General features: G+C 68.4%; 19 protein-coding genes. 10 read left to right on the top strand and 9 right to left on the bottom strand.

Annotated features, from left to right (window positions below):
- The first annotated feature begins 125 nt into the window (after positions 1-125).
- The gene (locus tag ACMZ91_RS09125; RefSeq protein WP_414577297.1) at positions 126-2,534 is read left to right on the top strand and encodes an ATP-binding protein; all 2,409 of its coding nucleotides are present in this window, start codon (positions 126-128) and stop codon (positions 2,532-2,534) included.
- On the opposite strand, the gene ACMZ91_RS09120 is transcribed toward ACMZ91_RS09125, so the two are convergent.
- From ACMZ91_RS09120 to ACMZ91_RS09110, 3 genes are all read right to left on the bottom strand, one after another.
- Positions 2,520-3,965, bottom strand: a complete 1,446-nt coding sequence (locus ACMZ91_RS09120; RefSeq protein WP_014035469.1) for a glutamate synthase small subunit GltD family protein — start codon at positions 3,963-3,965, stop codon at positions 2,520-2,522. The two genes, ACMZ91_RS09125 and ACMZ91_RS09120, sit on opposite strands and share 15 nt — an antisense overlap.
- Positions 3,966-4,054: 89 nt before the next feature.
- A complete protein-coding gene (gene gltB / locus ACMZ91_RS09115; protein ID WP_414577264.1) occupies positions 4,055-8,509 on the bottom strand; it encodes a glutamate synthase large subunit in 4,455 nt (1,484 codons plus the stop codon).
- 175 nt (positions 8,510-8,684) lie between these two features.
- On the bottom strand, positions 8,685-9,074 hold the full coding sequence (locus ACMZ91_RS09110; protein WP_004133799.1) for an I78 family peptidase inhibitor: 390 nt from the start codon (positions 9,072-9,074) through the stop codon (positions 8,685-8,687).
- Positions 9,075-9,185: 111 nt separating this feature from the next.
- Here ACMZ91_RS09110 and ACMZ91_RS09105 point away from each other — a divergent pair, with 111 nt between their 5' ends.
- Positions 9,186-10,241, top strand: a complete 1,056-nt coding sequence (locus tag ACMZ91_RS09105) for a DNA topoisomerase IB (protein ID WP_414577267.1) — start codon at positions 9,186-9,188, stop codon at positions 10,239-10,241.
- Here ACMZ91_RS09105 and ACMZ91_RS09100 read toward each other — a convergent pair.
- Positions 10,219-10,527, bottom strand: coding sequence for a putative periplasmic lipoprotein (locus ACMZ91_RS09100; protein ID WP_197585092.1), 309 nt, complete (start codon positions 10,525-10,527; stop codon positions 10,219-10,221). The two genes, ACMZ91_RS09105 and ACMZ91_RS09100, sit on opposite strands and share 23 nt — an antisense overlap.
- 195 nt (positions 10,528-10,722) lie before the next feature.
- Here ACMZ91_RS09100 and ACMZ91_RS09095 point away from each other — a divergent pair, with 195 nt between their 5' ends.
- Positions 10,723-11,829, top strand: a complete 1,107-nt coding sequence (locus tag ACMZ91_RS09095) for an SDR family oxidoreductase (protein ID WP_414577269.1) — start codon at positions 10,723-10,725, stop codon at positions 11,827-11,829.
- A 72-nt stretch (positions 11,830-11,901) separates the two neighbouring features.
- Here the strand turns inward: ACMZ91_RS09095 and ACMZ91_RS09090 are convergent, their stop codons facing one another.
- Positions 11,902-12,969: a serine hydrolase domain-containing protein gene (locus ACMZ91_RS09090; protein ID WP_049461573.1), complete on the bottom strand. Its 1,068-nt coding sequence runs from the start codon at positions 12,967-12,969 to the stop codon at positions 11,902-11,904.
- Positions 12,970-13,113: 144 nt separating this feature from the next.
- Entirely contained in the window at positions 13,114-14,061 is a 948-nt protein-coding gene (locus ACMZ91_RS09085) for a helix-turn-helix domain-containing protein (RefSeq protein WP_279912791.1), read from the bottom strand.
- 127 nt (positions 14,062-14,188) lie between these two features.
- Here ACMZ91_RS09085 and ACMZ91_RS09080 point away from each other — a divergent pair, with 127 nt between their 5' ends.
- From ACMZ91_RS09080 to ACMZ91_RS09060, 5 genes are all read left to right on the top strand, one after another.
- Positions 14,189-14,581, top strand: coding sequence for a hypothetical protein (locus ACMZ91_RS09080; protein WP_223224697.1), 393 nt, complete (start codon positions 14,189-14,191; stop codon positions 14,579-14,581).
- Complete coding sequence (locus tag ACMZ91_RS09075; RefSeq protein ID WP_049461559.1) at positions 14,571-15,791, top strand: MFS transporter; 1,221 nt, start codon at positions 14,571-14,573, stop codon at positions 15,789-15,791. The genes ACMZ91_RS09080 and ACMZ91_RS09075 overlap by 11 nt, the downstream gene beginning before the upstream one ends.
- A gap of 17 nt (positions 15,792-15,808) precedes the next feature.
- Positions 15,809-18,064, top strand: a complete 2,256-nt coding sequence (locus tag ACMZ91_RS09070) for a TonB-dependent receptor (RefSeq protein ID WP_134951136.1) — start codon at positions 15,809-15,811, stop codon at positions 18,062-18,064.
- A gap of 107 nt (positions 18,065-18,171) precedes the next feature.
- Positions 18,172-18,558 carry a BlaI/MecI/CopY family transcriptional regulator gene (locus tag ACMZ91_RS09065; RefSeq protein ID WP_004133922.1) on the top strand — a complete coding sequence of 129 codons (387 nt, stop codon included), beginning with the start codon at positions 18,172-18,174 and terminating at the stop codon, positions 18,556-18,558.
- Positions 18,559-18,561: 3 nt separating this feature from the next.
- Entirely contained in the window at positions 18,562-20,556 is a 1,995-nt protein-coding gene (locus tag ACMZ91_RS09060; protein ID WP_277778866.1) for a M56 family metallopeptidase, read from the top strand.
- Positions 20,557-20,623: 67 nt separating this feature from the next.
- On the opposite strand, the gene ACMZ91_RS09055 is transcribed toward ACMZ91_RS09060, so the two are convergent.
- The 3 genes from ACMZ91_RS09055 to ACMZ91_RS09045 all read right to left on the bottom strand — a co-directional run bounded on the left by ACMZ91_RS09055 (position 20,624) and on the right by ACMZ91_RS09045 (position 24,516).
- On the bottom strand, positions 20,624-20,938 hold the full coding sequence (locus ACMZ91_RS09055; protein ID WP_414577272.1) for an I78 family peptidase inhibitor: 315 nt from the start codon (positions 20,936-20,938) through the stop codon (positions 20,624-20,626).
- A 66-nt stretch (positions 20,939-21,004) separates the two neighbouring features.
- Complete coding sequence (locus tag ACMZ91_RS09050; RefSeq protein WP_414577274.1) at positions 21,005-22,030, bottom strand: ribonuclease H-like domain-containing protein; 1,026 nt, start codon at positions 22,028-22,030, stop codon at positions 21,005-21,007.
- Positions 22,027-24,516 (bottom strand): DEAD/DEAH box helicase, encoded by a 2,490-nt coding sequence (locus tag ACMZ91_RS09045; protein ID WP_414577276.1) that lies wholly within the window; start codon positions 24,514-24,516, stop codon positions 22,027-22,029. The genes ACMZ91_RS09050 and ACMZ91_RS09045 overlap by 4 nt, the downstream gene beginning before the upstream one ends.
- 212 nt (positions 24,517-24,728) lie before the next feature.
- On the opposite strand from ACMZ91_RS09045, the gene ACMZ91_RS09040 reads away from it, so the two are divergent.
- Positions 24,729-25,247 (top strand): hypothetical protein, encoded by a 519-nt coding sequence (locus tag ACMZ91_RS09040; RefSeq protein ID WP_049461565.1) that lies wholly within the window; start codon positions 24,729-24,731, stop codon positions 25,245-25,247.
- 39 nt (positions 25,248-25,286) lie between these two features.
- Complete coding sequence (locus ACMZ91_RS09035; protein ID WP_414577278.1) at positions 25,287-25,949, top strand: hypothetical protein; 663 nt, start codon at positions 25,287-25,289, stop codon at positions 25,947-25,949.
- Positions 25,950-26,004 lie beyond the last annotated feature (55 nt).

The raw sequence follows: 26,004 nt of genomic DNA, 5'->3' as shown, positions 1-26,004 counted from the left end.
GCATTCCCCCATCTGGATGCTTTTACAACTTTCTTCATTGCCGTCGGCCCGCGCGTCGATAGCGTGGCAGGCAGCGGTACCGCAGCGCGGCCGTTCCTTCCGCCCGCGAGATGAGGATGCCTACCGTGAATGTCGCCGGCTTCCCGGCAGCCATTGCTGTCATGGCCAGCCTGCTGCTGCCTGCCGCGGCCTCCGCCACGGGCTGCAGCACACCGCTGCGCATCGCCTGGCCGTCCGACCGTGCTCCTTTGTCGTCCAGCGAACAGGGCGAAGCCCGGGGGCTCGGCGCGGCGTACCTGAAGCTGCTGGGCGGGCAACGGCCACTGCAGCTGTTGCCCGTGCCGGCCACCAGCGTGGACCGGGACGAGCTGCCGGCCGGCACCCAGGCGCTACTGGGATGGCCACGCTCGCAACTGCCTGCCGGATGGGTGGTCAGCACGCCCTACCTGCAGCTGCCACAGGTGATCGTGCGCCGGGAGGATGCGCCGCCGGTGCTGGGCCTGGAAGATCTGCGTGGACGCATTGTGGCCAGCCCCAGCCGGGTGCCGCTGCAGGGGCTGCTGGCCGAGCAGGCAGCGGGTGCACAGCTGCTGCCACCGGCAGCGCTGGACGATGCACTCCCGCTGCTGGGCACCGGATTGATCGATGCGGTGGTCGCCAACCTCGGCGACGTCGAGGCGGCGTTGCGCCGCTACCAGGGCGATGCACTGCTGATCGCCGCGCCGGCCGGTTTCGATGATGCCCTGGTGCTGGCGACCACGCCCGCCTGCGCCGATGTCATCGCCGGCTTCGAACAGGCGCTGTCGCAGCTGACCGATACCGAGCGCGATCAGATCCGCGCGGCCTGGCTGCCGGACCGGCCGCGCAACGCTCCGTCATCGTCGCCCCTGCGCTGGCTGGTGCCGGCCTCGCTGATCCTGCTCGCCCTGGCGCTGGTCCATGCCTTCGGCTACTGGCGGGTCCATCGCGAGAGCGTGCGCCGCCGAGGGGTGGAGCAGCGCCTGCAGGAGGTGACCGCGAACCTGCCGGCGGTGGTCTACCAGGCGCGTCGTTCGGCGGGCGGCAACTACAGCTTTCCGCAGATCGCCGGGGACGTGCAGGCTCTGTTCGGAATCAGCGTGGAGACCGCGCGGATCGATCACCAGCGATTGTTGGCCGCGGTCCACCCGGATGACCGCAACCAGGTGATGGCCTGCGTCGAGATGGCTGCATTGGCGCGTGGCCCGATCGACGTCACCTTCCGCACCCGCTCGCCACAGGGCTGGCGATGGGGGCGCTCGCATGGGCGGCCGTTGTCCTGCGACGACAGCGACGTCGAGTGGAGCGGCTACTGGATCGACGTCAGTGAGGTGCAGTCACGTACCCGCGCGCTGGCCGAAGCGCGCCGCGAGGCCGAGCAGGCGGCACAGGCCAAGGCGCACTTCCTGGCAACGATGAGCCACGAGATCCGCACCCCGATGAGCACGCTGCTGGGCATGCTCGAACGGCTGGCGGGCAGCAGGCTGGAGCCACGCCAGCAGCAGGTGCTGGCCACCGTCGATGATGCCGCGTGGATGCTGCGGCAGATCCTCGACGATGTACTGCACAGCCAACGCCTGGAGGGCGCACCACTGCAGCTGCGGCCCACCGACCTGGCGGCACTGGTGCGCGCGGTGCAGCAGCTGCTGATGCCGGTGGCCGCCAGCCGAGGCCTGCACCTGCAGGTGGTGCTTGATCCGGAGATGCAGCCGGGATCGCTGGCCGATGGCCTGCGCCTGCGCCAGATCCTGTTCAACCTGGCCGGCAACGCGTTGAAGTTCACCCGGCACGGCCACGTGGAACTGCAGGTGCAGGTACTGCAGCAACGCGACTGGGGCCAGCGACTGCGCCTGCAGGTAAGCGACAGCGGCGTGGGCATCAGCGAGGAGCGCCAGCAGGCGGTGTTCGCTGCCTATACCCAGGCGGAGCGCTCGACCACGCGGCGCTTCGGCGGCAGTGGGCTGGGCCTGGCGATCTGCCGTGAGCTGGCGATCTCGATGGGGGCGGAGCTGCAGCTGCGCAGCTCACCCGGGAAGGGCACCACGGTGTGGCTGGATCTGGACCTGGATGCCTGTGAGGCACCCGTGGCCGCGCCCGCGCCGGCGGTTGCGGACGAGCGTCCATTGCCGGCGGCGCGCGTGCTGATGGCTGAAGACCATCCCACCAACCTGCATCTGCTGGAGCAGCACCTGTGTGCGCTCGGGCTGCAGGTCCACGCCTGTACCGATGGACGGTCGGCGCTTGAAGCATGGCAGGCGCAGCCGTTCGACCTGGTCATCACCGACTGCCACATGCCGGGCATGGATGGCTTCGCGCTGGCACGGGCGATCCGTGCCGATGCCTGCCCGGCGCGTGCGCAGGTGCCGATCATCGCGCTCACCGCCAGCGTGATGGAAAGCACCCGCGAAGCCTGTCGTGCGGCTGGCATCGACCACTTCCTGGCCAAGCCGGTGGAGCCGCACGCACTGCGGGCACTGCTGGCGGCACTGCTGGTACCGGACTCAGTGGGCCAGTAGCCGCACGATGCTGGCGGCGGCATCGCGGCCTTCGGCCACGGCGGTCACCACCAGGTCAGCACCGCGCACCGCGTCACCACCGGCGAACAGGCGCGGATGCGCGGTCTGGAATGGCAGGCGGTCCTTGCCGCCGGCCACGATGCGGCCGTTGGACTGGCCTTCCACGCCCAGCTCGGCCAGCCACGCCGGCACGCTCGGCGAGAAGCCGAAGGCGATGATCACCACGTCCGCTTCCAGCAGCGATTCACTGCCTTCGATCGGCACGGCGTTCTGGCGGCCGTTGGCATCGGGCTCGCCCAGCCGGGTTTCCACCACGGTCACGCCGATCACTTCATCGTCGGCGCCGGCTTCGATCGACAGCGGCTGCCGGTTGAACAGGAAGCGCACGCCTTCTTCGCGGGCATTGGCCACTTCGCGCGCGCTGCCGGGCATGTTGGCTTCGTCGCGGCGATAGGCACAGGTGACCTTGGCCGCGCCCAGCCGCACCGCGCTGCGCACGCAGTCCATGCCGGTATCGCCGCCACCGAGCACCACCACGCGCTTGCCGTTGAGGTCGGGCAGGGCAATGGTGTCTTCCCAGCCGGCAATCGGCCGGCCCTTCGGATCATCGCCGCCAACGATGCGGCTGTTCTGCACCAGGAACGGCAGGGCCGGCAGCACGCCCTTCAGGTCCTGGCCGTCGAGGCCACCATCGGTGTAGCGGTAGGCGCCGGTGCCGACGAACACCGCGTCGTGGCTGTCCAGCAGCTGCTGCACGCTCAGGTCACGGCCGATCTCCACGCCGAGGCGGAACTGCACGCCCATGCCCTCCAGCACTTCGCGGCGGCGGTGGATCACGTCCTTGTCCAGCTTGAAGCTGGGAATGCCGAACTGCAGCAGGCCGCCGATCTGCTCATAGCGGTCGTAGACCACGGCGGCAATGCCAGCGCGGGCGAGGCGATCAGCGCAGGCCAGGCCGGCCGGACCGGCGCCGATCACCGCCACGCTGTGGCCGCTGGGCTGCACCGCGCCCAGGTCAGGGCGCCAGCCGCTGGCCAGCGCGGTATCGACGATGTACTTCTCCACCGCACCGATGGTGACCGCACCGAATTCCTCCAGCGTGCAGCTGCCCTCGCACAGGCGATCCTGCGGGCAGACCCGGCCGCACACCTCCGGCAACGGGTTGGTGCTGTGGCACAGCGTGGCGGCTTCGTGGATGCGGTTCTCCTGCACCAGCTGCAGCCACTGCGGAATGGCGTTGTGCACCGGGCACTTCCAGCTGCAGTAGGGGTTGCCGCAGTCCAGGCAACGGCCGGCCTGGTACTGGGCGTCCTCCTTGCCGAACTTGCCATACAGCTCGCCCCAGTCGCCGGACGTACGCAGTTCCACTGGAATGCGCTGCGGCATGGTGCGGGGCAGGTCGAGGAACTGGAAGGCGTGCTTGCGGCTCATGGCGGGCTCTGGAATGCGGGGGGGAACGTTGCCGGCCAGCGGCCGGCACTACGTGATCCTGGGATGCCGGCCAGCGGCCGGCACTACCGTTACGCGGCGCGTCGCAGGGTTTCGGTCAGTGACTCGATGCTGGCGGCCTTCGGTTTGACCAGCCAGAACTTGCCGATGTAGTCGCGGAACTCGTCCAGGATCTGCTGCGCCCAGATGCTGCCGGTCAGCTCGCGATGGCGGCCGATCAGGCGGTGCAGGTGCTGGCGGTAGTTCTCGAAGCCTTCGGCGGAGACGCGATGGATGTCGATCAGTTCGTGGTTGTAGCGGTCGACGAAATCGCGGTCGACGTCCAGCACGTAGGCCAGCCCGCCGGTGAAACCCGCACCGAAGTTCAGGCCGACCTTGCCCAGTACCAGCACCACGCCATCAGTCATGTACTCGCAGCAGTGGTCACCGGCGCCTTCCACCACCGCCAGCGCGCCGGAATTGCGCACGGCGAAACGTTCGCCGGCACGACCGGCAGCGAACAGTTCACCGCCGGTGGCACCGTACAGGCAGGTGTTGCCGATGATCGCGGTGCTGCGTGCCTCGAAGCGGGCGCCGCGCGGCGGACGCACCACCAGGCGGCCGCCAGCCATGCCCTTGCCGACGTAGTCGTTGGCTTCGCCTTCCACTTCCAGGTGCAGGCCACCGACGTTGAACGCGCCGAAGCTCTGCCCGGCACTGCCGCGGAAACGCAGTTCCAGCGGCGCCTCGGCCATGCCCTGGTTACCGTGTGCGCGTGCCACCGCACCGGCCAGGCGGGTGCCGATGCTGCGGTCGGTGTTGTGGATCAGGAAGCGGTGTTCGCCACCGCGCTTGTGTTCGATGGCCGGGGCCAGCAGGCCGTCCATCTGCGTGGCCAGGCTGTCCGGCGATTCGTACAGGCGCTGCGCCGCACAGTGACTGCCCTCGTAGCGGGCATCGGCCAGCAGGCGTGACAGGTCCACGCGCACGCCGTCGCGCGGCGCCGCCTCGATCTGCCGCAGCAGGTCGGTGCGGCCCACGATTTCTTCCAGCGAACGCGCACCCAGGTACGACAGCCAGCCACGCACTTCCTCGGCCAGCAGGCGGAAGAAATTCTCCACGCGCTCGGGCTGGCCGGTGAAGTGGTTCTCGCGCAGGCGCTCGTCCTGGGTGGCCACGCCGGTGGCGCAGTTGTTGAGGTGGCAGATGCGCAGGTACTTGCAGCCCAGCACGATCATCGGCGCGGTGCCGAAGCCGAAGCTGTCCGCGCCCAGCAGCGCGGCCTTGACCACGTCCAGGCCGGTCTTCAGGCCGCCGTCGGTCTGCAGCAGGGTGCGCCCGCGCAGATCGTTGGCCAGCAGCGCCTGGTGCGCTTCGGCCACGCCCAGTTCCCACGGCACGCCGGCATAACGGATCGAGCTGACCGGCGAGGCGCCGGTGCCGCCGTCATGGCCGGAAATGGTGATCAGGTCCGCACCGGCCTTGACCACGCCGGCGGCGATCGTGCCCACACCGGCATGGCTGACCAGCTTCACCGACACCAGCGCGGTCGGGTTGACCTGCTTGAGGTCGTAGATCAGCTGCGCCAGGTCTTCGATCGAATAGATGTCGTGGTGCGGCGGCGGCGAGATCAGGCCGATGCCTGGACGCGCGTAGCGCAGCCGCGCGATCAGCTCGTTGACCTTGTGCCCAGGCAGCTGGCCGCCTTCGCCGGGCTTGGCGCCCTGCGCGACCTTGATCTGCAGCACTTCGGCATTGACCAGGTATTCGGCGGTGACGCCGAAGCGGCCCGAGGCCACCTGCTTGATCTTGCTGCGCTTGGCGGTGCCATAGCGTGCGGGATCTTCGCCGCCTTCGCCGGAATTGCTGCGACCACCGAGGCGGTTCATCGCAATCGCCAGCGCCTCGTGTGCCTCAGGTGACAGTGCACCCAGGCTGATCGCCGCGGTATCGAAGCGCGGGAACAGTTCGCTGGCCGGCGCCACGTCATCGAGTGGTGTCGGCGCAGCGGCCGGCACCAGTTCCAGCAGGTCGCGCAGTGCCGACGGCGGACGCGCGTGCACGGCATCGCAGTACTGCTGCCAGGCACGCGGATCGCCGCTGCGCGCCGCGCGCTGCAGGGTGGTCACCACGTCCGGGTTGTACATGTGGTATTCGCCGCCGTGCACGTACTTCAGCAGGCCGCCGACATCCACGTCCTGCTGCGCATCCCAGGCCTGCGCGCACAGCTCGCGTGCGTCGGCATCCAGGCGCGCGAAACCGGCACCACCGATGCGCGAAGCGGTATCCGGGAAGCACAGGTCCACGACTTCCGGTTCCAGGCCGATGATCTCGAACAGCTGCGCGCCGCGGTAGCTGGCCACGGTACAGATGCCCATCTTCGAGATGATCTTCGACAGGCCCTTGTAGACGCCCTTGCGGTAGCGGCGGCCGATCTGCGACTGCTCACCGCCCTTGCTGAGCTTGAGGATGCCGCGTCGGCCCAGATCGAACAGGGTCTGATAGGCCAGGTACGGATACACCGCGGTAGCGCCGAAGCCGAGCAGGCAGGCCATGTGGTGCGGGTCGCGCGCGGTGCCGGTCTCGACGATGAGATTCACGTCGCAGCGCAGGCCCAGCCGCGAGAGGTGATGGTGGATGGCGCTGGTGGCCAGCAGCGCATGCACCATCGGCCGTCCGGCCACCGGGTAGCGGTCAGACAGCAGCAGCATCACCATGCCGTCGCGCGCGGCCTGTTCGGCCTCGGCACAGATGCGCTCGATGCCGGCACGCAGGCCCTCGTCTTCGCTGTAGGACAGGTCGAGCAGGCGGTTGGCCTGCACGTACTGGTCCATCTTCAGCAGCTGGCGCAGCTTGCGCTGGCTGAGCACCGGCGAATTGAGGATGACGTGGTTCACCGTCTCCGGGCCGGCATGGAAGATGTTGGTCTCCTTGCCGAGCTGGGTGGACAGCGACATCGCGCAGTCTTCGCGCAGCGGGTCGATCGGCGGGTTGGTGACCTGCGCGAAGGCCTGGCGGAAATAGTCGTACAGTGGACGGCTGCGCTGGCTCAGCACCGCCATCGGCGTGTCGTCGCCCATCGAACCGGTGGCTTCCTGTTCGGTCTCGGCCAGCGGCCGCAGCACCTGTTCCACTTCCTCGCTGCTGAGCTGGTAGAGCTTGTGGTAGCTGCGCAGGGTGCCTTCGTCGAAGGGTTCCTCCACCAGCGACGGGTCGATCAGTTCGGTCTGCAGGTAGGTCACGCCCTGCTGCAGCCATTGCTTGTACGGCGCGCGACCGCGGTTGATGCGATCCACCGCATCGGAGTCGAGCAGGTCGCCGCGCTTGAGGTCGATGGCGATCATCTCGCCCGGGCCGAGCTTGCCCTTGCGCACCACGCGCTCGGTCGGCACTTCCCACACACCCGCTTCGGAGGCGACCAGGAAGTGGCGGTCGGCGGTCAGCATCCAGCGCGCCGGGCGCAGGCCGTTGCGGTCGAGGGTACATACGGCGTAGCGGCTGTCGCAGGCGACGATGCCGGCCGGGCCATCCCACGGTTCGCTGTTCAGTCCGTGGAACTCGTAGAAGGCCGCCAGGTCCGGATCCTTGAATTCCAGCGACTGGGTGGCCGGCGGCACCAGGATGCGCAGCGCCTGGATCAGCTCCATGCCACCGGCGACCATCAGCTCCAGCATGTTGTCCAGGCTCTGCGAATCCGAACCGTGCATGGAGATGACCGGATCGAATTCGGCGATGTCGAAGCGCGGGGTCTTCCACACCTTGCTGCGCGCCTGCGCCCAGCGCCGGTTGCCTTCGATGGTGTTGATCTCGCCGTTGTGGGCGAGCATGCGGAACGGGTGCGCCAGCGGCCAGCGCGGCAGCGTGTTGGTGGAGAAGCGCTGGTGGAACACGATGGCGCTGGAGGCCAGTTCGCGGCGCTGCAGGTCCGGGAAGAAACGGCTGAGCTTGTCCGGCAGCACCATGCCCTTGTAGCTGATCGCATCCGGGGTGAGGGTGGTGACGTAGAAGTCGGCGTGTCCGCGCAGCTGCTGTTCGCTGCGGCGACGGGCCAGGAACAGCGCCAGCGCGAAGCCGGCATCGTCCTGGCCGATGCCGGCGTCGACGAACACCTGCTCGATGCGCGGCAGCGTGTCGCGCGCCAGCTGGCCGCAGACGCTGTCATCGGTGGGCACCTCACGCCAGCCGGCGACCTTGCAGCCCACCGCTTCCACCTGCGCCTGCAGCTGCGCGCGGCAGGCCTGCGCCGCGTCGGCGTCGTGCGGCAGGAACACCAGGCCGGCGGCGAAACGCGCAGCGACCGCGATGCCGGCTTCGCTGGCCAGCAGTTTCAGGAACGCATCGGGGCGGCGCAGCAGCAGGCCGCAGCCATCGCCGGTCAGGCCATCGGCGGCGACACCGCCACGGTGGGTCATGCGCGAAAGCGCGGCGATGGCGGTATCAACCAACAGGCGCGATGGTTGATCGTCGAGCTGGGCGACCATGCCAAATCCACAGGCATCGCGCTCGGAGCGCGGGTCGTAAAGCCCTTGGCGGTTGCGGGGGGCCATCTCTACCTCGATGCGGAATGAATTGAACGGGGACACTCAAGCCCGCTCAATCCCTGGAGCGCATCGTGAGGCCACCGGATGCCTCGACTAGATCACAGGTTGCTGCAACGCCGCAATACACGGTTGCAGGTGCAACAGAACGCGCCGGCAACCCAGTGCCGGCGCGGGGCCGGACTCAGCCGCAGCGCGCGCCGCTGACGGCGCCCTTGGCGTCCACTTCGATGTTCAGGCGGTCGCCGAGGAACTCCATCGTGGCCACGTCGTTGGGCTTGAGCACGCGCACCTGGTTGGCGCCGGCATCTTCCTGCGCCTGCTTGCCCAGCGCGTCGGTGTAGGTCTGGCCGACCAGGCTCTGCACCTGGCTGGCATCGCAGGTGCCGACCGGCGGAGCCTCGGTGGCCTTGCCGGCTTCGTCGGCCGGCGCCTTGGCGGCTTCGGCGGCCTGCTGGGCGTGGGCCGTGGCCGAATCCTGTTCATCCAGCGCCGGTGCCTGGCAGGCGGTCAGCGCCAGCACGGCCGGCAGCAACAGGGCGGAGAGCGAACGGGCGCGAATCGGGAACGACATCATGACTCCGGAAGGGGTTGTGAAGACCCGAGCATAGCGGCGAACCGGCCCTCACGTGTTTGTCTTGTGTTATCGACAGGATCGCGGCATGGCGACGGCGACACTACCGACATGCCAACCCCCTCTACTCCCGAACGACAGGCCGCACGCGCGGCCGGCCTGCGCTATGTCGACGATACCCAGCCGGGCATCAGCCGGCGCCGCGCCGGCAAGGGTTTCAGCTACCGCGATGCCGATGGTCACGCGATACGCGACGCCACCACCCTGCAACGCATCCGTGCGCTGGCGATTCCGCCGGCGTATACCGCCGTATGGATCTGCGCCCACGCCAACGGCCACCTGCAGGCCACCGGCCGCGATGCACGCGGACGCAAGCAGTACCGCTACCACGCCGACTGGGCCAAGGAGCGCGACGCCGGCAAGTTCGACCGCATCATCGCCTTTGGCGAGGCCTTGCCCACGCTGCGGCGGCGGTTGTCGCGGGATCTCAAGCGACCTGGGTTTCCGCAGGAAAAGGTGCTGGCCATGGTGGTGGCGCTGTTGGCAGACACCCTGGTGCGGGTCGGCAATGAAACCTATGCACAACAGAACCGTTCGTTCGGACTGACCACGCTGCGCAACCGCCATCTGGAGCTGCTGCGCGGCGGCCGGGTGCGCATGCGCTTCCGCGGCAAGTCCGGGCAGGTGCAGGAGGTGACCGTGGGCGACCGCAGGCTGGGGCTGCTGGTGCGGCGCCTGCAGCAGCTGCCGGGGCAGGCGCTGTTCCAGTACCGCGATGATGACGGTGCGCTGCAGCCGGTGGATTCCGGCGCGGTGAACGACTACCTGCGCGAGGTGATGGGCGAGGACTTCACTGCCAAGGATTTCCGCACCTGGGGTGGCACGGTGGCGGCGGTGCAGGCGTTTGCCGCCACCGAACTGCCGGAACCGGCCAGTCAGCGCGCGCTGGCGCAGGCGCAGCGCGCGGTGGTGTGCGAAGTGGCATCGCTGCTGGGCAACACTCCGGCGGTGTGCCGCAAGGCCTACATCGACCCGTGCGTGTTCGCCGGCTGGGAGCGCGGTGAACTGGCGAAGCTGGCCGGCCTGCGTGGGCCGCGCCAATGGGAACAGGCCACCCTGCGCGTGCTGCGCAGGGCGCGCAGGCTCAGCCGCAGTAGATCGCGGTGATGTTGTTGGTGCGGCCCTTTTCGATGGTCAGGCGGTCGCCGCCTTCGCTGGCCGGCGGTACCCGCGGACCGTCATGGCGCAGCACCCGCACATGCAGGCTGTCGCTGTCCACGCGTGCGCGGGCCACGGTGGCATCCGAAGCGGCCAAGCCCAGTGCGCCGCGCACCATGTCGCTGTGGCACTGCCCGGAAATCACGCCGTCGATCGGCTGCACCTGGGCCATCGGTGTGCTGCTGCAGGCGGCGAGGGCGAAGCAGACGGCGGCGGTGGCGATGGCATGTTTCATGGAGGTGTTCCTTGTGTGGTTGCGTGCAGCGTGCGACGTCGCACGTGGTGGCGGAATGAATACCGTGCACATCGTGGACACGGTGCGCTCACTGCCGCCAACAGCATAGGTGGAGACACTGCAGGAGCGGCGTGCGCCGCCCCCGGTAGTGCCGGCCGCTGGCCGGCAGCCCCCTTCCCTCCCGAGGAGACCTGCATGGCCACCACCAAGAAATCCCCCGTTCGCCGCAAGGCATCGCCGAAGGTGCGCAAAGGCAGCACCGCAACCAAGACCGTCGCCGCCCCCGATCGCCCGCGCGTGGTGAAGACCGCAACCCGCAAGGCGGCTGCCAGCGATCCGCGGGCAGCGCGCGTCGCGGCCCGGCAGCGGCGCCTGCAGGACCAGGAAAAGGCCAAGGATGTGCGCGCGGCGAAGAAGGCGACAAAGAAGACCGCGACCCAGGCAGGCGCACGCCGTCAGCCGGAGGCGATGCCGGCGCAGCAGCTGGCCAAGCCAGGGCATGAACACGAACTGGAGCTGGCGCCGCGTTTCCTTGCACCGGACTACACCGGCAGCGGCAAGCTGCAGGGCATGCGTGCGATCGTCACCGGTGGCGATTCCGGCATTGGCCGTGCGGTGGCGGTGCTGTTCGCACGCGAAGGCGCCGATGTGGCGGTACTGCACCTGGACGAGGCTGAGGACGCGGACATCACCCGCCAGCACGTGGAGCGCGAAGGCGGCCGCTGCGTGGTGATCGCCGGCGACGTGCGCGATCCGCGCTTCTGCAACAAGGCGGTCAAGCAGGTGGCGAAGGCGTTCGGCGGCATCGACATCCTGGTCAACAATGCCGCGTTCCAGCTGCATTGCGAGCGGCTGGAAGACCTGGAAGACGCGCATCTGCAGGAAACCCTGCAGACCAACATCGGCGGTTACATACAGATGGCGCGCGCGGTACTGCCGCATCTGGGCGAGGGTGCCAGCATCATCAACACCGGTTCGGAAACGGGAATCTTCGGCAGCAAGGCGCTGATCGATTACTCGGCCACCAAGGGCGCGATCCATGCGTTCACCAAGGCGCTGGCCAGCCAGCTGCTGCCGCGTGGCATCCGGGTCAACTGTGTGGCGCCGGGACCGGTGTGGACGCCGCTGAACCCGGCCGACAAGCCGGCGGAGGACGTGGCGGAGTTCGGCAAGGACAGCGACATGGGGCGGCCCGCACAGCCTGAAGAACTGTCGCCGGCCTATGTGTTCCTGGCTTCGCCGGTCTGTGCCAGTTACATCAGCGGGGTGATCCTGCCGGTGATGGGCGGGCCGCACGGCTGACGCACCGATTCTGCCGGAAATGGCCGTCGGCGCGGCCGATGCTCCGGTAGTGCCGGCCGCTGGCCGGCAGCCTCAGGGCACGGTCACCGCAGGCGCATAGAGATCGGCAATGCGCGGAATGAACTGCTGTGGATTGGCACCGACCAGATTGGTCAGCGCCACCACCGCCACGCCGCGGTCGGGGTAGACGATGAAGGCCGATCGCGCGCCACCGATGCCGGCCACCTGCAGGTCGGGCGATGCGCGCAGCACCGGCCAGCCGCCCGCCCATGGGCCGGCACGGCCATCGGTGAGGCGCTCTGCGGTCCACATCCTCTTCCGAGCTGCATCCTGAAGCAGGCGCCCGTCGGTCAACGCGACCAGCCAGCGCGCGGTGTCATCGGCGGTGGTGAGGATGCCACCACCGGCCCACAGTGAAGGCGGAATGTCGTAGAACCAGTGCGACAGGCGCGCCGGTGCATCGGCTGCGTCGGTGGCACGCGGGGCCAGGCTGTACATCGTCGCCGCATCCGGAATCAGGTCGTAGCTGTCGCCGAAGGTGGTGCGGGCCATGCGCGCGCTGCTGAACTGGCCGGTGGCGAGGAAACGTTCGTAGGGCATGCCGGATTGCTGCGCGATGATCCGTGCCAGCAGTACGTAGTTGGTCTGGTTGTAGGCGAAGCGCTGCCCGGGTGCGGCTTCGACCGGCCGCGCAGTGACGGCTGTCCACGCCTGCGCTTCGGAGCCACCACCCAACAGCCCGTTCGCATCAAGGATGTCCGGAAGGCCTGAGGTATGCGCAAGCAACTGGCGTACGCGTACGTCTCTCCACGCTGGTGGAAGATCATCCAGGTAACGCGAGGCCGGCGCGTCCAGATCCAGCTGCCCCTGCTGGGCCAGCTGCGCGGCAGCCACGCCGGTGAACGCCTTGGTGGCCGAATTGAGCGGAAAGCGGGTGTCGCGCGAGGCAAGCACACCGTTCTCGACATTGGCCAGGCCGTAGGCCTCGGACAACACGATCTGCCCGTCTTTGATCACCGCGACCTGCAGCCCGGGAATGCGCTGCTCCAGCATGATCTGGCGGATCAGGCGGCGGGTCTGGTCGTTGGCCTGGTCCTGGCTGGCGGAGATGGCGGCGAAGGGCAGGGCAGTGATGAGCATGAGCACGACTCGAAGCATTGGGCGGAACATGCGGGATTCCGGCGGGGCGTCGAGGATCGGATGCAGCGGGTGCGTAAAAGGTTTAAGCAGCACCTGCGCTGCGAGGCAGGTACTGGTTGTGTGCGCGGGACGTGCCTGTTGCGGCTAGCGGATCCGGGAAGGAGACCTTCCGAACTGCCGCTTGAACGCGGCACTGAAGCTGCTGGTATGGGCGTACCCGGCCACGCTGGCCGCCACGTCCACTGACACCCGTCGTTGCAGCAGGGCATCGTGCGCCCGTTGCAGGCGCAGTGCACGCAGCCAGGCGGCGATGCTGCTGCCGTGCAGCTGCTGGAAGGTGCTTTGCAGGTCGACGGCGTTCGTACCCAGCCTGCGCGCCATCTGGTTGATGGTCAGGCCATCGGCCTCGCCGCTCTGCAGCCACTGCTGCAACTGGTCCACGCAACGCCGCAGATGCGCGCTGGGGGCAGGCGCCTCGCGTTCGGCGATCACGGATCGAACCACGCTGGCCGCGACTTCCAGCGCAAAGCTCTCGCGTTGCAGGCTGGCCAGCAGAGGCGGCTCCACCGTTTCCGCCCCGAACAACGCTGCGGCCCGCCGCAGCAGTGGCGCAGGCGGTTGCCACGCCTGGTTGCGTGCGTGGCTCAGTCGCAGGCGGGTGATTCCAGCCGATGCAATGCCATCGAGCTGGCGCGACAACCAGTCCTGGCCGAGGTGCAGGCTGACCTTGGTTTCCTCGCGACCCGCCTGCCAATGGCGCTGGAACGCTTCCTCCTCACGAAGGTGGACCAGCATCGCCGGGCTCCCGGTCCGGCGGCTGTCCATCTGCAGGCGCTGGTTGGCGATGACCACTTCGGCCTGCCCCTGCAGCAGGAAGCTGGCGGTGAGACCCGCAGGCAGGCAGTTCTGGCTGCGGCCGCCGACCATGTCCTGGCTACGGCTGAGGTAGAGCACCAGGCCGCTGTCCATCGACTGCACCTGCTGCCAGCCGGCCAGCACCGGCAGCGCATCGGGAAGGCCCGATTCAAAGTCGACCCGGCCGCCCAGCGCGTGGGCGGCGCTCATCAGTTCGGCGCAGGAATAGACCTGCATGCAAGGCACCTGCGAATGCTGTCGTGCCTAAATTTTCTTTCGTCGCGCCTAAACTTTCAATGGTATTGCAAATTATTCTCATTTGCGGGGGTTCGCTGCCCCTTTCCCCTGTTCAGCAAGAAGGTCGATGGCGATGGGTCTGGTGATCAACGAGGCGGTGGTGCTGCGTGCCGTCTTCCATGGCGCGGTGGATGCGCACCAGATCCGGTACTGGCTGGACCGCGTGCAGGCGCTGATCGATGCCCACCGCCCCTTCTACTTCGTTGCCAGCACCGCGCCCGGTGCCACCTTCTGCGACGATTACCGTGCCCTGCAGGCGGTCTGGTACAAGCAGTACAAGGCCGCCTTCCGGCAGTACTGCCGGGGCCTGGTGCGCATCGCCAGCGATGCCGCCGAGCAGCAACGGCTGGACACTCCGGCGCTGCATGCGGCGTGGGCCGTGCCGTACTTCGTCACCGCCGATGCCGGCGCGGGCATGCGCTGGATTGGCGAGCACCTGGAGCAGGCCGATGCGCACTGAGCGCGCCGCCGCTTCGCCGTTCGGCCTTGGGGTGATCGTCGCGCTGTACATGGCGCATGCCTTGCCCCTGTATTTCTACAGCGTGGCGGTACCGGCCATCCTGCGCAGCCAGGGCGTGGATCTGCGCTGGATCGGCATGTTGTCGCTGCTTTACCTGCCGTGGGCGCTGAAGTTCCTGTGGGCACCACTGGTCGACCGCTGGCATCTGCCGGCCCTCGGTCGCCGCCGCAGCTGGCTGTGGCTGACCCAGCTGTTGCTGCTGGCCGGGATCCTGGTGCTGGCGTTCACCGGCCTGGATCATGGCCTGGTCGTGTTCGTGCTGGTCGGCATGTGGATCTCGACCATTGCCGCCACCCAGGACATCGCCATCGACGGCTATACCGTGGAGGCGCTGGCGCCGGCCGAGCACCGGCTGGGCAGCATGGCGCAGAGCGTGGGCGTGGCCCTGGGCAGCATGATCGGTGGCGCCGGCGTGCTGTGGCTGTATGAAACCCGCGGCTGGAGCGTGGCCCTGCTGAGCCTGGCGGCAATGAGCGCACTGACCCTGCTGGCAGTGCAGCAGATCAACGAAACGCCGGCCAGGCCCGACGCGCCGCGGCCGAGCATCCTGCGTGCGCTGCGTCGCCGCGAACTGCGCTGGGCGCTGCTGCTGATCGTGCTGTACCGGCTGGTGGAAGCGCCGGCCATGGCGATGATCAACCCGCTGCTGGTCGACCAGCAGTTCAGCCTGACCGAGATCGGGTTGCTGATCTCGGTGGGCGGCGCCGGTACCGGCATGCTGGCTGCGGTGGCCGCCGCCTGGCTGCTCAAGCAGCGCCGGGCCGAGCAATTGCTGATGCACGCTGGCTGGTGGCGCACCGTGTTGTATGTACTGCTGGCATTGATGCTTTACAGCGGTGCGATGGCGTCGTCACGGTGGGGGCTGGGCGCGCTGGTGATCGCACTGCTGGCGCTGCGCTATGTGGCGATGACCAGCCTGTATGCCCTGTTCATGCGGGTCAGTTCGCGTGCCCAGGCCGGCACTGACTTCACCTTGCTGGTGTGCTTCGAGCTGCTGGTCAATTTCATCGGCGGTGCATTGTCCGGCTTCCTCGCCAAGGGCCTGGGCTACCCCATCTACTACATCGCGCTGGCGGCAGTTTCGGCGCTCGGGTTGCTGCTGTGCCGGCCGCTGATGCGCCGCTTCGCAGCACCCACGAACTCCCCCTGATACGCAACGAGGACACCATGCGGCATACCGCAGCAACCCTTCCGCTGGCGATGCTGGCGATGGCCATCAGTGGCCAGCTGGCGGCGCAGAATGCGTCCGCTACGTCCGGCACCCGGCAACTGGATGCGGTGAGTGTCACCGCCGTGCGAGGCGCACGCAGCGTGGCCGAGATCGCCGGCACCGTGTATGCCATCGAGCGCGAGCAGATTGCCCAGCAGATCACCGCCGGGCGCAGCGCCGCCGACATCCTCGGCCAGCTGGTGCCGTCGCTGGCGCCGGCCAGCGGAACCACCAGCAACTACGGCATGACCATGCGTGGCCGCAGCGTGCAGGTGATGATCGATGGCGTACCACTGACCGGCGCGCGCGATGGATCGCGCCAGCTCAACAGCATTTCGCCAACCATGATCGAGCGCATCGAGGTGATCTCCGGTGCCACCGCGCTGTATGGCGCCGGTGCCAGTGGCGGCATCATCAACATCATCACCCTTCAGCCCGGTGAGCAGCCGGTGCAGCTGGCCAGCCAGTTCGGCCTGCGCAGTCCCTCGCATCTGTCCAGTGACACGCTGGCCTGGAACGCCGCGCAGACCATGACCGTGCGCGGCGATCAGTTCAGTGGCGCGTTCGGCTTCGCCTATGGCCGGCAGGGCGCATCGCTGGATGCGCATGGCCGCCGTATCGGCCCGGAGATCGCGCAGACTGATCGGCAGGACACCGAGACCCGCGAACTCAATGCGCGCTTCGACTGGACCCCGACGGACAGCCAGCAGTTGAGCGTGGGCGTGCGCTGGTTCGACGATCAGCAGGACAGTGATCATGGCCCCGACTATGGCCCGCGCCTGGCTGCGCTGTTCAACCCTGCATTCACGCCCAGCCACCAGGCGCTGCCCGGCCTGCAGCTGGAGGCGCAGCCACGTACCCGGCACCAGGGAGTGAATGCGCAGTACCGCAACCGCGATGTACTGGGCGGGCAGGAACTGAGCGTGGAAGCCTATTACCGCAACGAGCAGGGACGCTGGTTCCCGTCGGTGTCGACGCTGGTGCACCCGGCACTGCGCGGTGGCTTCGCCTATGTGGCGATGCAGTCCAATACCGATATCGATGTGTGGGGGCTGCGCACAGCGCTGCACAAGGGTTTCGACGTGGCGGGCCGCAGCCTGCAGCTGTCGTACGGCGTGGACCACGAGCGCGAGCAGGACAGTCAGCGCGGGCAGATGTATGACATCAACCGCTTCATCGCCAGCAACGGTCTCGATTACCAGCCCACCGCGCAGTACGCGATGGGGCCGGACGTGCGCGTGGATACCACCGGCCTGTTCCTGCAGGCCGACCATTCGCTGAGTGAGCGCTTCAGCGTGCAGGCCGGCGTGCGCCACCAGATCCTGCGCAACCGCGTAGAAGACTCGCTTCCCTACACCGAAGCGATCACCGCCGATGCCGTTGCCGGGTATCAGCCGCACCTGCTGCGGGGCGGCCGCGTGCGCCACTCGCAGACCCTGTTCAATGCCGGCGTGGTGTACCGGATGGATGCATCGCAACAGCTGTTCGCCAACGTCTCGCAGGGCTTCAGCCTGCCCGACACCCAGCGCATGCTGCGCGATGTACCGGCAAGCTTCGTCATCGACAGCCGCAACGTCGGCCCGATCAAGGTCGACAGCTATGAGCTGGGCTGGCGCCGCAGCGATGCATCGCTGCAGAGCGCGGTGACCGCGTTCTACAACCGCTCGGACAAGACCGTGCAGTTCAACCGCGACTACAGCGTGTCGGTGGCCGACACCGATGAGCGCGTGTGGGGCGTGGAGGCCAACCTGCGCTACACACCGACGGCGCAGCTGGAGCTGGGCGCAAGCCTTGCCAGCACCCGGGGCCAGTACCGCGATGCTGCCGGACGTTGGCGTGAGCTCAATGCGTTCCGCGTTTCACCCTTGAAGGCGGGTGTGCATGGGCAGTGGCGCTTCGCCAATGACAGCCTGCTGCGCTTGCAGGGACAAGTGGTGGGCGGGACCGATCGTGCCTGGCGCGATGCGCCGCTCGCAGCGATCAGTCCCAGCATCCGCGCTACCCCGGCGGCGAAGATCCACGGCTATGCGGTGTTCGACCTGATCGGCGAGCTGCCGCTGGCAGGCGGCCGCTTCAGTGTCGGCATCTACAACCTGGCCGATCGTGACTACCGCACGGTCTATGGCCAGCAGGCCGAGGCGACCTACGGGAAGATGTCCAGCCTGCCCGCGGCAGGGCGCACCTTCTCGATCGGGTATCGGGTGGAGTACTGAGCCGGGCGGCGTCCCCCTACCGTTCGTCGGCCCATGACTTCCGGGGGGTTGACTACAGTTGTCGTCACGCAGAAAGTGGCGACACGTGTAGTCAAGGGAGTGGTGTCATGCGTGGCAAGACGATCGGGGACCAGGAGCTGGCCCTGCTGCAGTACATCGATGAACATGCGCCGGCCAGCGTCGGTGAGGTCGCCAGTGGCTACGGCGAGGCCCGTGGCCTGGCCCGGTCCACCGTGCTGACGATGATGGAGCGGCTGCGGGCGAAGGGGTATCTTCGTCGCCAGCAGCAGGACGGCGTCTACCGCTACCAGGCCACGCGTGGCCCGGAAAGCGTGCTGCAGGGTGCAGTGGCCCAGTTCGTCGACAACACCCTGCAGGGCTCGGTGTCGCCGTTCGTGGCCTACCTGTCGCAGCGCCAGCAGGTCAGCGACAACGAGCTGGCCGAGCTGGAAGCGCTGGTCGCCGAACTCCAATCGCGCCGCCACGAGGGCTGAGCCATGGACACCACGATGCTGATCCCGTTGTTGGAACGGCTGGGCTGGACCAGCCTGCAGACCGTGCTGCTGGTGGCCCTGGTGTACGGCGTGTGCCGCGCGCTGCCGTCGCTGTCGGCGGCCACCCGCTGCCGCCTGTGGTGGCTGGTGTCGCTGCAGGCCGTGCTCGGCCTGTTCTGGAGCCAGCCGCTGCAGCTGGCCTGGTTGCCCGCACCGCAGGCGGTGGCGATGACCGCCACCGACGTTGCCGCAGATCTGGTCTACCCGCTGGCACCGGAAGCCTCGGCACAGCTGCTGGCGGCGATGCCGGTGCCTGCAGCGGACGTGCCGGCAGTTGCGTGGTGGGCCGTTGCACTGGCTGCGCTGTGGGCATCCGGTGTGCTGCTGATGGCCCTGCGCACCTTTGGTGAATGGCGCCGCTGCCGCGCGCTGCTGGCCGCCGCCTATCCCTGCGAGGACGAAGCGCTGGTGCAGGCCCTGCAACTGGCCTCCGATGCGCACGGCGTGCGTCCTGCGCCGCGGTTGTGGATGAGCACGCAGGTGGACGCACCGCAGCTGGTCGGGCCGTTCCGCCCGGTGCTGCTGCTGCCGGCCGGCGACAACGCCCTGCAGGGTGATGCGCTGGACCTGGCACTGACGCATGAACTGCAACACCTGCAGCGGCGTGACCTGCAGTGGGGCCTGCTGCCCGCACTGGCCCAGCACCTGTTCTTCTTCCACCCGCTGCTGCGCCTGTCGGTGCGCGAATACGCACAGGCCCGCGAAGAAGCGGTGGATGCGGCCGTGGTTGGCCAGCATGGCGCGAGCCGTCAGGCCTATGGCCGTCTGCTGTTGCAGCTGGGCGTGGCACCGCAGCCACACCTGGGCGTGGCCAGCGCCGCGCCGAACACCACCAGCCTCAAGCGTCGCCTGCTCTCGCTGCAGCCGCGCCGGGCCTGCCCGCGCATTCTGGCGATGGCACTGACCGCCGTCGTGGTGCTGGTGGGCGTGGCACCGATGCGGCTGGTCGCTGCGCCAGTGCCACCGGCACCGCCCGCGCCGCCGGCCGCACCGAAGGCCGTGGTGCCGCCGCCGCCGAAGGCTCCGAACACGCCGCCCGCAGCGCCTTCGGCCGCGCGCATTCCGGCCGTGCCGGTGGCGCCCGCGCCGCCTGCCGAGCCGGCCGATGTCGAGGCGCTGTCAGGCCCGGACGATGCCGATGTGGCGGTCGACGTGGATGTCGATGTGGATACCGACATGCACAGTGAGCATTCGACTTCCCACACCACCTCCATCACCACCTATGGGCGCCTGGATCTCGGCAAGTCGCCGTTGCAGGCCTATGTGCTGGTCGATGGTGATTCGACCTTCGCCAATGGCGGCATCGACGATGTAACGGTGGCCCGCAGGCAGCTCGGCAAGGGGCCGGCGCTGTGGTTCCGCCAGGGCGACAAGCGCTATGTGGTGCGCGACCCGATGCTGATCCAGACCCTGCAGCGCGCCTACAGCGGCGCCGCAGACCTCGGTCGCCAGCAGAGCGAACTGGGCCGCCAGCAGAGTGCGCTGGGTCGCGAGCAGGGCGAACTCGGCAGGCAGATGGGTGAGATGGGCCGCCTGCAGGGCGAGGAGTCACGCCGCCTTGCGCTGGCCGCCGCTGAGGTAGCGCGCAGCGCGATGGCCGCCCACGACATCAACCGTGAGGCCGCGGCAGAAGCAGCGAAGGCGGCGCGTGGTGCGACCAGCGATATGGCCGTTGCACGTGAGGCTGCACGCGAGGCCGCCGCTGAGGCACGTCGTGCAATGCAGGAAGCCCGCAGCGAGGCCGCGCAATCCGGCCGCACCCGTGACATGCAGCGCCTGGCCAGCCAGCAGTCTGAACTGGCCAGCCGACAGGCGGCACTGGGCAGCCAACAGGCCGCGTTGGGCGAGCGTCAGGCACGCGTGCATGCGCAGGCATCGCAGCAGGCACAGCAGGTGATCGCGCGCGCACTGGCCAGCGGCAAGGCCGAGCGCCTCTGAGCGGTAGTGCCGGCCGCTGGCCGGCAATGTGGGGTGCCGGCCAGCGGCCGGCACTACCCTGAGGTGATCAACCGCAGCTGGCGCGCTCGATGCGGTTCTGCGCATCCACCTGCACGGTCACGCGGTCCTGGCGGAAGTCCATGGTCACCGCCATGCCGGGTTTGACTACCCGTGCACCGCGCGCGCCGCTGTCAGCCACCAGTTTCTTGATCGTGGCTTCGTCGGCGGTCTTGCCGGTGAAGGCTTCCAGCGCCTCCGGCCTGCATTCGTGTGCGGTATCGGCCACGGGCGCTGGCGCGGGATCGTGGGAGGTGCTGCTGCCAGCGTGACTGCAGGCGGCCAACGGCAGGATGGCGAGCAGGACCAGGGGATTGAGGCGCATCGTCGGGCTCCAGGCGTGGATGGTGGCGGCAGTGTCACCGCTGCCACCGTCAGGCCGCGTCAACGCCTACTGCCCGACCAGCGCCAGGGTTTCGCGCTCACGTTGTTCTTCTCGTATCAGCCGCTGCAGCAGCAGGGCCAAGGTCACCACGTCCTGGTGGTTGTGGTCGGCCACCCGGCGCAGGTTCACCGCGTCGCCGCCGCGCAGGAAACGCAGCCATGCGCCGGGCGCTTCAGAACCGGGCAGGTCGTCCTCGCGCACCACGCGCAGCAGCTGGCGCTCGATGGTGGACAGCTTGCAGTTCTCCCACGTGCCGCGATAGCGGCGACGGGTGGGATAGAGCAGGTCGACGTGATCCAGCGCGCTGATCGGGCAGCGCTGGCGGGCCAGCCGGTAGCGCGCCTTCAGCAGCGGCGCATCGTAGCTGCGGCCGTTGTAGCTGCAGAACACGGTGGACGGCTGCAGCCAGCGGGCGAAGGTGGCCAGCATCGCGTCCTCGGCGGCCATCGTCGCCATCAGCAGCTGGCGGATGCGCAGGCCTTCGCCGCGTTGCGGGCACACATGCCAGTCGGCGGCCCCGATCATGAAGGCGCGGGTGCCGGTGCCGCCGGCCAGGCCGGTGGTTTCGGTATCGAAGAACAGCAGGTCGAGCGGGGATACGTGTTCGCCTTCGCGGCGGGCGAAATCCAGCGACAGCGGCTGCGACGGAATCGGCTGTGGCTGCAGCGACTCGATCAGGAACAGGCCCGGTGCGATTTCCTCGCCGGGCAGCTGGCGATCCTGCGCGCTGGCGCGTGCCGGCGCAGCTCCACCCCGCGAACGCAGGCCGAGCAGGCGATGCAGGCTGCCCACTTCCGGCCGACGCAGCGGTGCGGCGGCCATCACGGGCGCGGCAGCGCCGGTCGGCTTGTGGCGGATCTCCTGCTCGACCCAGGCGAACACCGAACGCTCGGCCGGTGGTTGCCGCGCATCGTTGGCGGCCACCGGTGCCGCAGGTGCCGCGGGCGGCGGCTCGGGCGCAGCCGGCGTGACTGCCTTCGGGTCACCGGCCTGCTTCCGCAGCAGGCGCAGCTTGTCCAGGCTCAGGCTCACGGTGCCAGCAGCTCCATCGGATCGCGCGTGGTCACCACCACGTCGGGCACGTGCTGGCAGGCCTCGGCATCGAACAGGTCCAGCACGCGCAGCGCCAGCGCGCGCGGCGAGGTGTCATCCTCTTCCTGCGCGGCCAGCACCGGGCCGACACAGGCCGGGCAGCCGGCCTTGCAGTCGCAGCGCTGCACCAGTTCGCGCGCGCGCTGCACCAGCTCGGCCTGGCGCTGCCACAGCGGTTCGCTGAGGCCGACGCCGCCGGGGAAGTTGTCGTACAGATACACGGTGGGCACGAACTCCTGCAGCAGCTCCACCACACCGGGATCACCCTCGCTGCCGCGCAGCTGGCCGCGGCCGCTCTGGTCGGCAATCGCGAACCAGGAACCATCGCCGTTGCCCACCGACTTCTGCAGGTCGCGCGCATCGGCCATCACCGCCACGGTGGCGACGATGTGCAGCGCATAGGCGGCGCCGAGGAAGCCATCCAGCGCATCCTGCTTGCTGGCGAAGGCGCGCAGCAACAGTGCCTGCGGCAGCTGCCACCACACCGCAGTGGTATGCAGTTCCTGGTCGGGCAGGTTCACCGGGCCGTAGCCGATGTTCTCGTGGGTGTAGTAGCGGATCTTCTTGTAGCCGGCCACGCGGCGCACCACGTGCACCTCGCCATGGTGCGAATCGCCACGTCCGGCCACGCCGCCGTCGAAGCGGTCCAGCACCTTGAGCTTGGTGAAGTCGATGCTGTCGGTGTAGTAATCCACATGCGTGCGGGTGACATAGGCCTTGCGGCCGTCCCAGTCGAGCGTCTCCACCTGGTAGGGCGTGGACTGCACCATGTGGATGGCACCTTCATACAGGGTGAGTGCGGCAGCGGAATAGTCGACCTCGGCGATGATCTGCTGGCGGCCATCGCTGCGATCGACCACCACGAAGTTGCCATCGGCCACCGCACGCAGGCTGACCGCGTTGGCCGGGTAACTGTCGGCGATCCATTCCCAGCGTTCGCCCTCGCGGTGGATCACTTCTGTCTCTGCCAGCGCTTCCAGGAACACTTCCGGGTCGATCGGGCCGAAGCCATCGCCGACCCGGAACGGCAGCTCGAACGCCGCGCAGCGGATGTGGTCGAACAGGATCAACGGCTGGTCCGGCGCAATACGCGCGTGTTCGGGCGAGGCCTCGGCGAAGAAGTCCGGATGCCGCACCACGTACTGGTCCAGCGGCTGCGAACTGGCCACCATCACCCCCAGCGCCGGCTGCTGACGGCGGCCGGCACGGCCGAAGCGCTGCCAGGTGGCGGCCACGCTGCCGGGGTAGCCGTTGAGGATGACCACGTCCAGGCTGCCGATATCCACGCCCAGCTCCAGCGCCGAGGTGCTGACGATGCCGTCGATGTTGCCCGCGCGCATCGCACGCTCGGTCTCGCGGCGTTCGGTGGGCAGGTAGCCACCGCGGTAGGCGCGGATGCGTGGCGGCTTGCGCGGGTCGTGGTCGAAGATGTCCTTCAGGTACTTGGTCAGCACCTCGACCATCAACCGGGTCTGCGCGAACACCAGGGTCTTCAGCCCGGACTTGATCGCGATGCGCGCGATGCGGTTGCTCTGCGAGCGCGCCGAGGCACGCAGGCCCAGGTCCGGGTTGATCACCGGCGGGTTCCACAGCAGCACCTGCTTGGGCCCGCTGGGCGCGCCGGACTCGGTGATGGCGGTGACCGGTGCCTCGATCAGCGCTTCGGCATGGGCCTGCGGGTTGCCGATGGTGGCCGAGCACAGGATGAACTGCGGTTGCACGCCGTAGAACGCGCAGATGCGCTTGAGCCGGCGCAGCACGTTGGTGACGTGGCTGCCGAACACGCCACGATAGGTGTGCACTTCGTCGATGACGATGTAGCGCAGGTTCTCGAAGAACTGCGCCCACTTGGTGTGATGCGGCAGGATCGCCTGGTGCAGCATGTCCGGGTTGGACACCACGATGTCGCCGTGCAGGCGGATGGCCTGGCGCGCGTCGCCGGGAGTGTCGCCATCGAAGGTGAAGGCCTTTACGCCCAGATCGCCGGCGCGGTTGAGTTCCAGCAGCTCGGCCACCTGGTCCTGGGCCAGTGCCTTGGTCGGGAACAGGTACAGCGCCTTGGCCTTGTCCTGCATCGCCGCGCTGACCACCGGCAGGGTGTAGCACAGCGACTTGCCGCTGGCGGTGGGGGTGACGATGGCCACGTGCTCGCGGCGCTGGCTGGCGTTCCAGGCCTCGGCCTGGTGGCTGTAGAGCTGTTCGATGCCACGCGCCTTCAGGGCGGCAGCCAGGGCCGGCGGAACCGAATCGGGAATGGGCGCATAGCGGCCTTCGCGGCCGGGAATGGCAAAGCTGCCGGTGATGCGGTCCTGGTAGCGGCGCTGCAGGCGCGCGCTGAGCAGTGCGCCGTCGCGGGCGGGCAGGCCATCGCGGGTGGCGAGCTTCTGCTCGGCATCGGCGGTGCGCTTGGCGAGTTCGTAAGCCATGGAAAGTGGAGCCGGGACGGATTGCGAGGGGTCACATGGCACCACACTCACGTCTCAGGATGTGAGACACCGCACACCAAGGGCATGAACCGTTCAGTGCTCGCGTCCCGTGGCGTCGCCGCATCTCCCCTGGCTGAACAGCTGCCAGTGCAGCAACGAAATCTGAAGCCGGCATCCGTATCCTTGGGTGCTGGACGCAACCAACAGGGTGGATGGCTGTGGCACGACGTGGAACGCAGGGAGCCGTCCTGGCCAGCATGCTGCTGGCCGGTATCGCGCAGGCGCAGCAGGCCACGCCGGTAGCGGTGCCCAACCCAGCGCCCGAACCTCCTGCAGATGCGCCGGCGGCAACCACCGCGCCGATCTCCACCACCCTGCCGCAGGACAACGTCACCACCCTTGGCGAAGTGCGTGCGCTCAAGCCCGAAGACGAGCCGCTGGATCTGTACCGTTTCAAGAACCCGGTGAAGTTCGGCGACAACCGCTTCAGTCGCGACTGGAGCGAACCGCCGTCGCCGGAGCAGGTCAGCATGGGCGGTGGCTACATCATGATGGGCGTGGTCAAGGGTGTGATGGCGGCGGCCAAGGGGATCAACAAACTCACCGGCGGACCGGCGCAGATCCAAGCCGCCGTGGCGCGGCCACCGCCGGAGCTCAGTGCCGAACAGCAGCAGCGTGCGCTGCGGTTCTCCCAGGAGCAGGATGCCGGCGATGCACCGCCGGTGAAGTAGGCCGGTATATCCTGCCGGCTCCCCACCGCTAGTGCTGCCATGTTCCTGCGTTCGATCTGCCTGCTGGCCGCATTGCTGCCGGCGTCCGCCTTCGCCGATGATGGCGCCTGCCGCAATGGCGCGTTTCCCTCTGAACAGAGCCGGTTCGCTCTGGCGCGGGTGGTCGATGCGCCCCGTCTGTACCTGCTTGGCGACATGGACGGCTGCCCAGCGAAGGGCGAACCGGCCTGCCGACAGCGCAGCTATGTGGTCAATGGCGATACCGTGGTGACCGGGCGTGATCTTGGCCGCTACCGCTGCGCGTTCTTCCCGAACAAGGTGGGTGGCAGTGCTGGCTGGGTGGACCGCAGCAAGCTGCAGGCGTTGCCGGTGGTCGTGCCGTCGCTGCAGGATTGGGCGGGCCACTGGAAGGACGGCGACAACGGCCTGCGCATCACCGTGCAGGGCGGGCAGCTGCATGTGGAGGGTGACGCCTACTGGCCCTCCGCCAACCCCACGCCGGAGCAGCGTCCCTACGGGCCGAACATGGGCCAGGTGGAAGCGCGCGCGGCGCCGCGTGGTGCCGATGTCGAGTTTGTAGAGGACACCTGCAAGGTGCGCGTGCATTCGCTGGGGGAGGTGCTGATCGTGGCCGACAACAGCGAATGCGGTGGCATGAACGTGCGCTTCAACGGCGTGTACCGGCGCGCCGGTTCGCGTTGACCCCGCGGAAAGGCGCCAACCAAGGTTGGCATCTACCAGGGCAATCGGAGGGATC

Source organism: Stenotrophomonas sp. FR024, assembly GCF_047500745.2.
In the GTDB taxonomy this organism is placed as follows: domain Bacteria; phylum Pseudomonadota; class Gammaproteobacteria; order Xanthomonadales; family Xanthomonadaceae; genus Stenotrophomonas; species Stenotrophomonas maltophilia_A.
The sequence above is the reverse complement of the archived record's forward strand: the minus strand, read 5'-3'. Positions and strand labels throughout refer to the sequence as shown.

Excerpts from the sequence above, each read along its gene's own strand:
- ACMZ91_RS09120 (WP_014035469.1), bottom strand. The coding sequence starts at position 3,965 with ATGAGCCGCAAGCACGCCTTCCAGTTCCTCGACCTGCCCCGCACCATG.
- gltB (WP_414577264.1), bottom strand. The coding sequence starts at position 8,509 with ATGGCCCCCCGCAACCGCCAAGGGCTTTACGACCCGCGCTCCGAGCGC.
- ACMZ91_RS09110 (WP_004133799.1), bottom strand. The coding sequence starts at position 9,074 with ATGTCGTTCCCGATTCGCGCCCGTTCGCTCTCCGCCCTGTTGCTGCCG.
- ACMZ91_RS09105 (WP_414577267.1), top strand. The coding sequence starts at position 9,186 with ATGCCAACCCCCTCTACTCCCGAACGACAGGCCGCACGCGCGGCCGGC.
- ACMZ91_RS09100 (WP_197585092.1), bottom strand. The coding sequence starts at position 10,527 with ATGAAACATGCCATCGCCACCGCCGCCGTCTGCTTCGCCCTCGCCGCC.
- ACMZ91_RS09095 (WP_414577269.1), top strand. The coding sequence starts at position 10,723 with ATGGCCACCACCAAGAAATCCCCCGTTCGCCGCAAGGCATCGCCGAAG.
- ACMZ91_RS09090 (WP_049461573.1), bottom strand. The coding sequence starts at position 12,969 with ATGCTCATCACTGCCCTGCCCTTCGCCGCCATCTCCGCCAGCCAGGAC.
- ACMZ91_RS09085 (WP_279912791.1), bottom strand. The coding sequence starts at position 14,061 with ATGCAGGTCTATTCCTGCGCCGAACTGATGAGCGCCGCCCACGCGCTG.
- ACMZ91_RS09080 (WP_223224697.1), top strand. The coding sequence starts at position 14,189 with ATGGCGATGGGTCTGGTGATCAACGAGGCGGTGGTGCTGCGTGCCGTC.
- ACMZ91_RS09075 (WP_049461559.1), top strand. The coding sequence starts at position 14,571 with ATGCGCACTGAGCGCGCCGCCGCTTCGCCGTTCGGCCTTGGGGTGATC.
- ACMZ91_RS09070 (WP_134951136.1), top strand. The coding sequence starts at position 15,809 with ATGCGGCATACCGCAGCAACCCTTCCGCTGGCGATGCTGGCGATGGCC.
- ACMZ91_RS09065 (WP_004133922.1), top strand. The coding sequence starts at position 18,172 with ATGCGTGGCAAGACGATCGGGGACCAGGAGCTGGCCCTGCTGCAGTAC.
- ACMZ91_RS09060 (WP_277778866.1), top strand. The coding sequence starts at position 18,562 with ATGGACACCACGATGCTGATCCCGTTGTTGGAACGGCTGGGCTGGACC.
- ACMZ91_RS09055 (WP_414577272.1), bottom strand. The coding sequence starts at position 20,938 with ATGCGCCTCAATCCCCTGGTCCTGCTCGCCATCCTGCCGTTGGCCGCC.
- ACMZ91_RS09045 (WP_414577276.1), bottom strand. The coding sequence starts at position 24,516 with ATGGCTTACGAACTCGCCAAGCGCACCGCCGATGCCGAGCAGAAGCTC.
- ACMZ91_RS09040 (WP_049461565.1), top strand. The coding sequence starts at position 24,729 with ATGGCTGTGGCACGACGTGGAACGCAGGGAGCCGTCCTGGCCAGCATG.
- ACMZ91_RS09035 (WP_414577278.1), top strand. The coding sequence starts at position 25,287 with ATGTTCCTGCGTTCGATCTGCCTGCTGGCCGCATTGCTGCCGGCGTCC.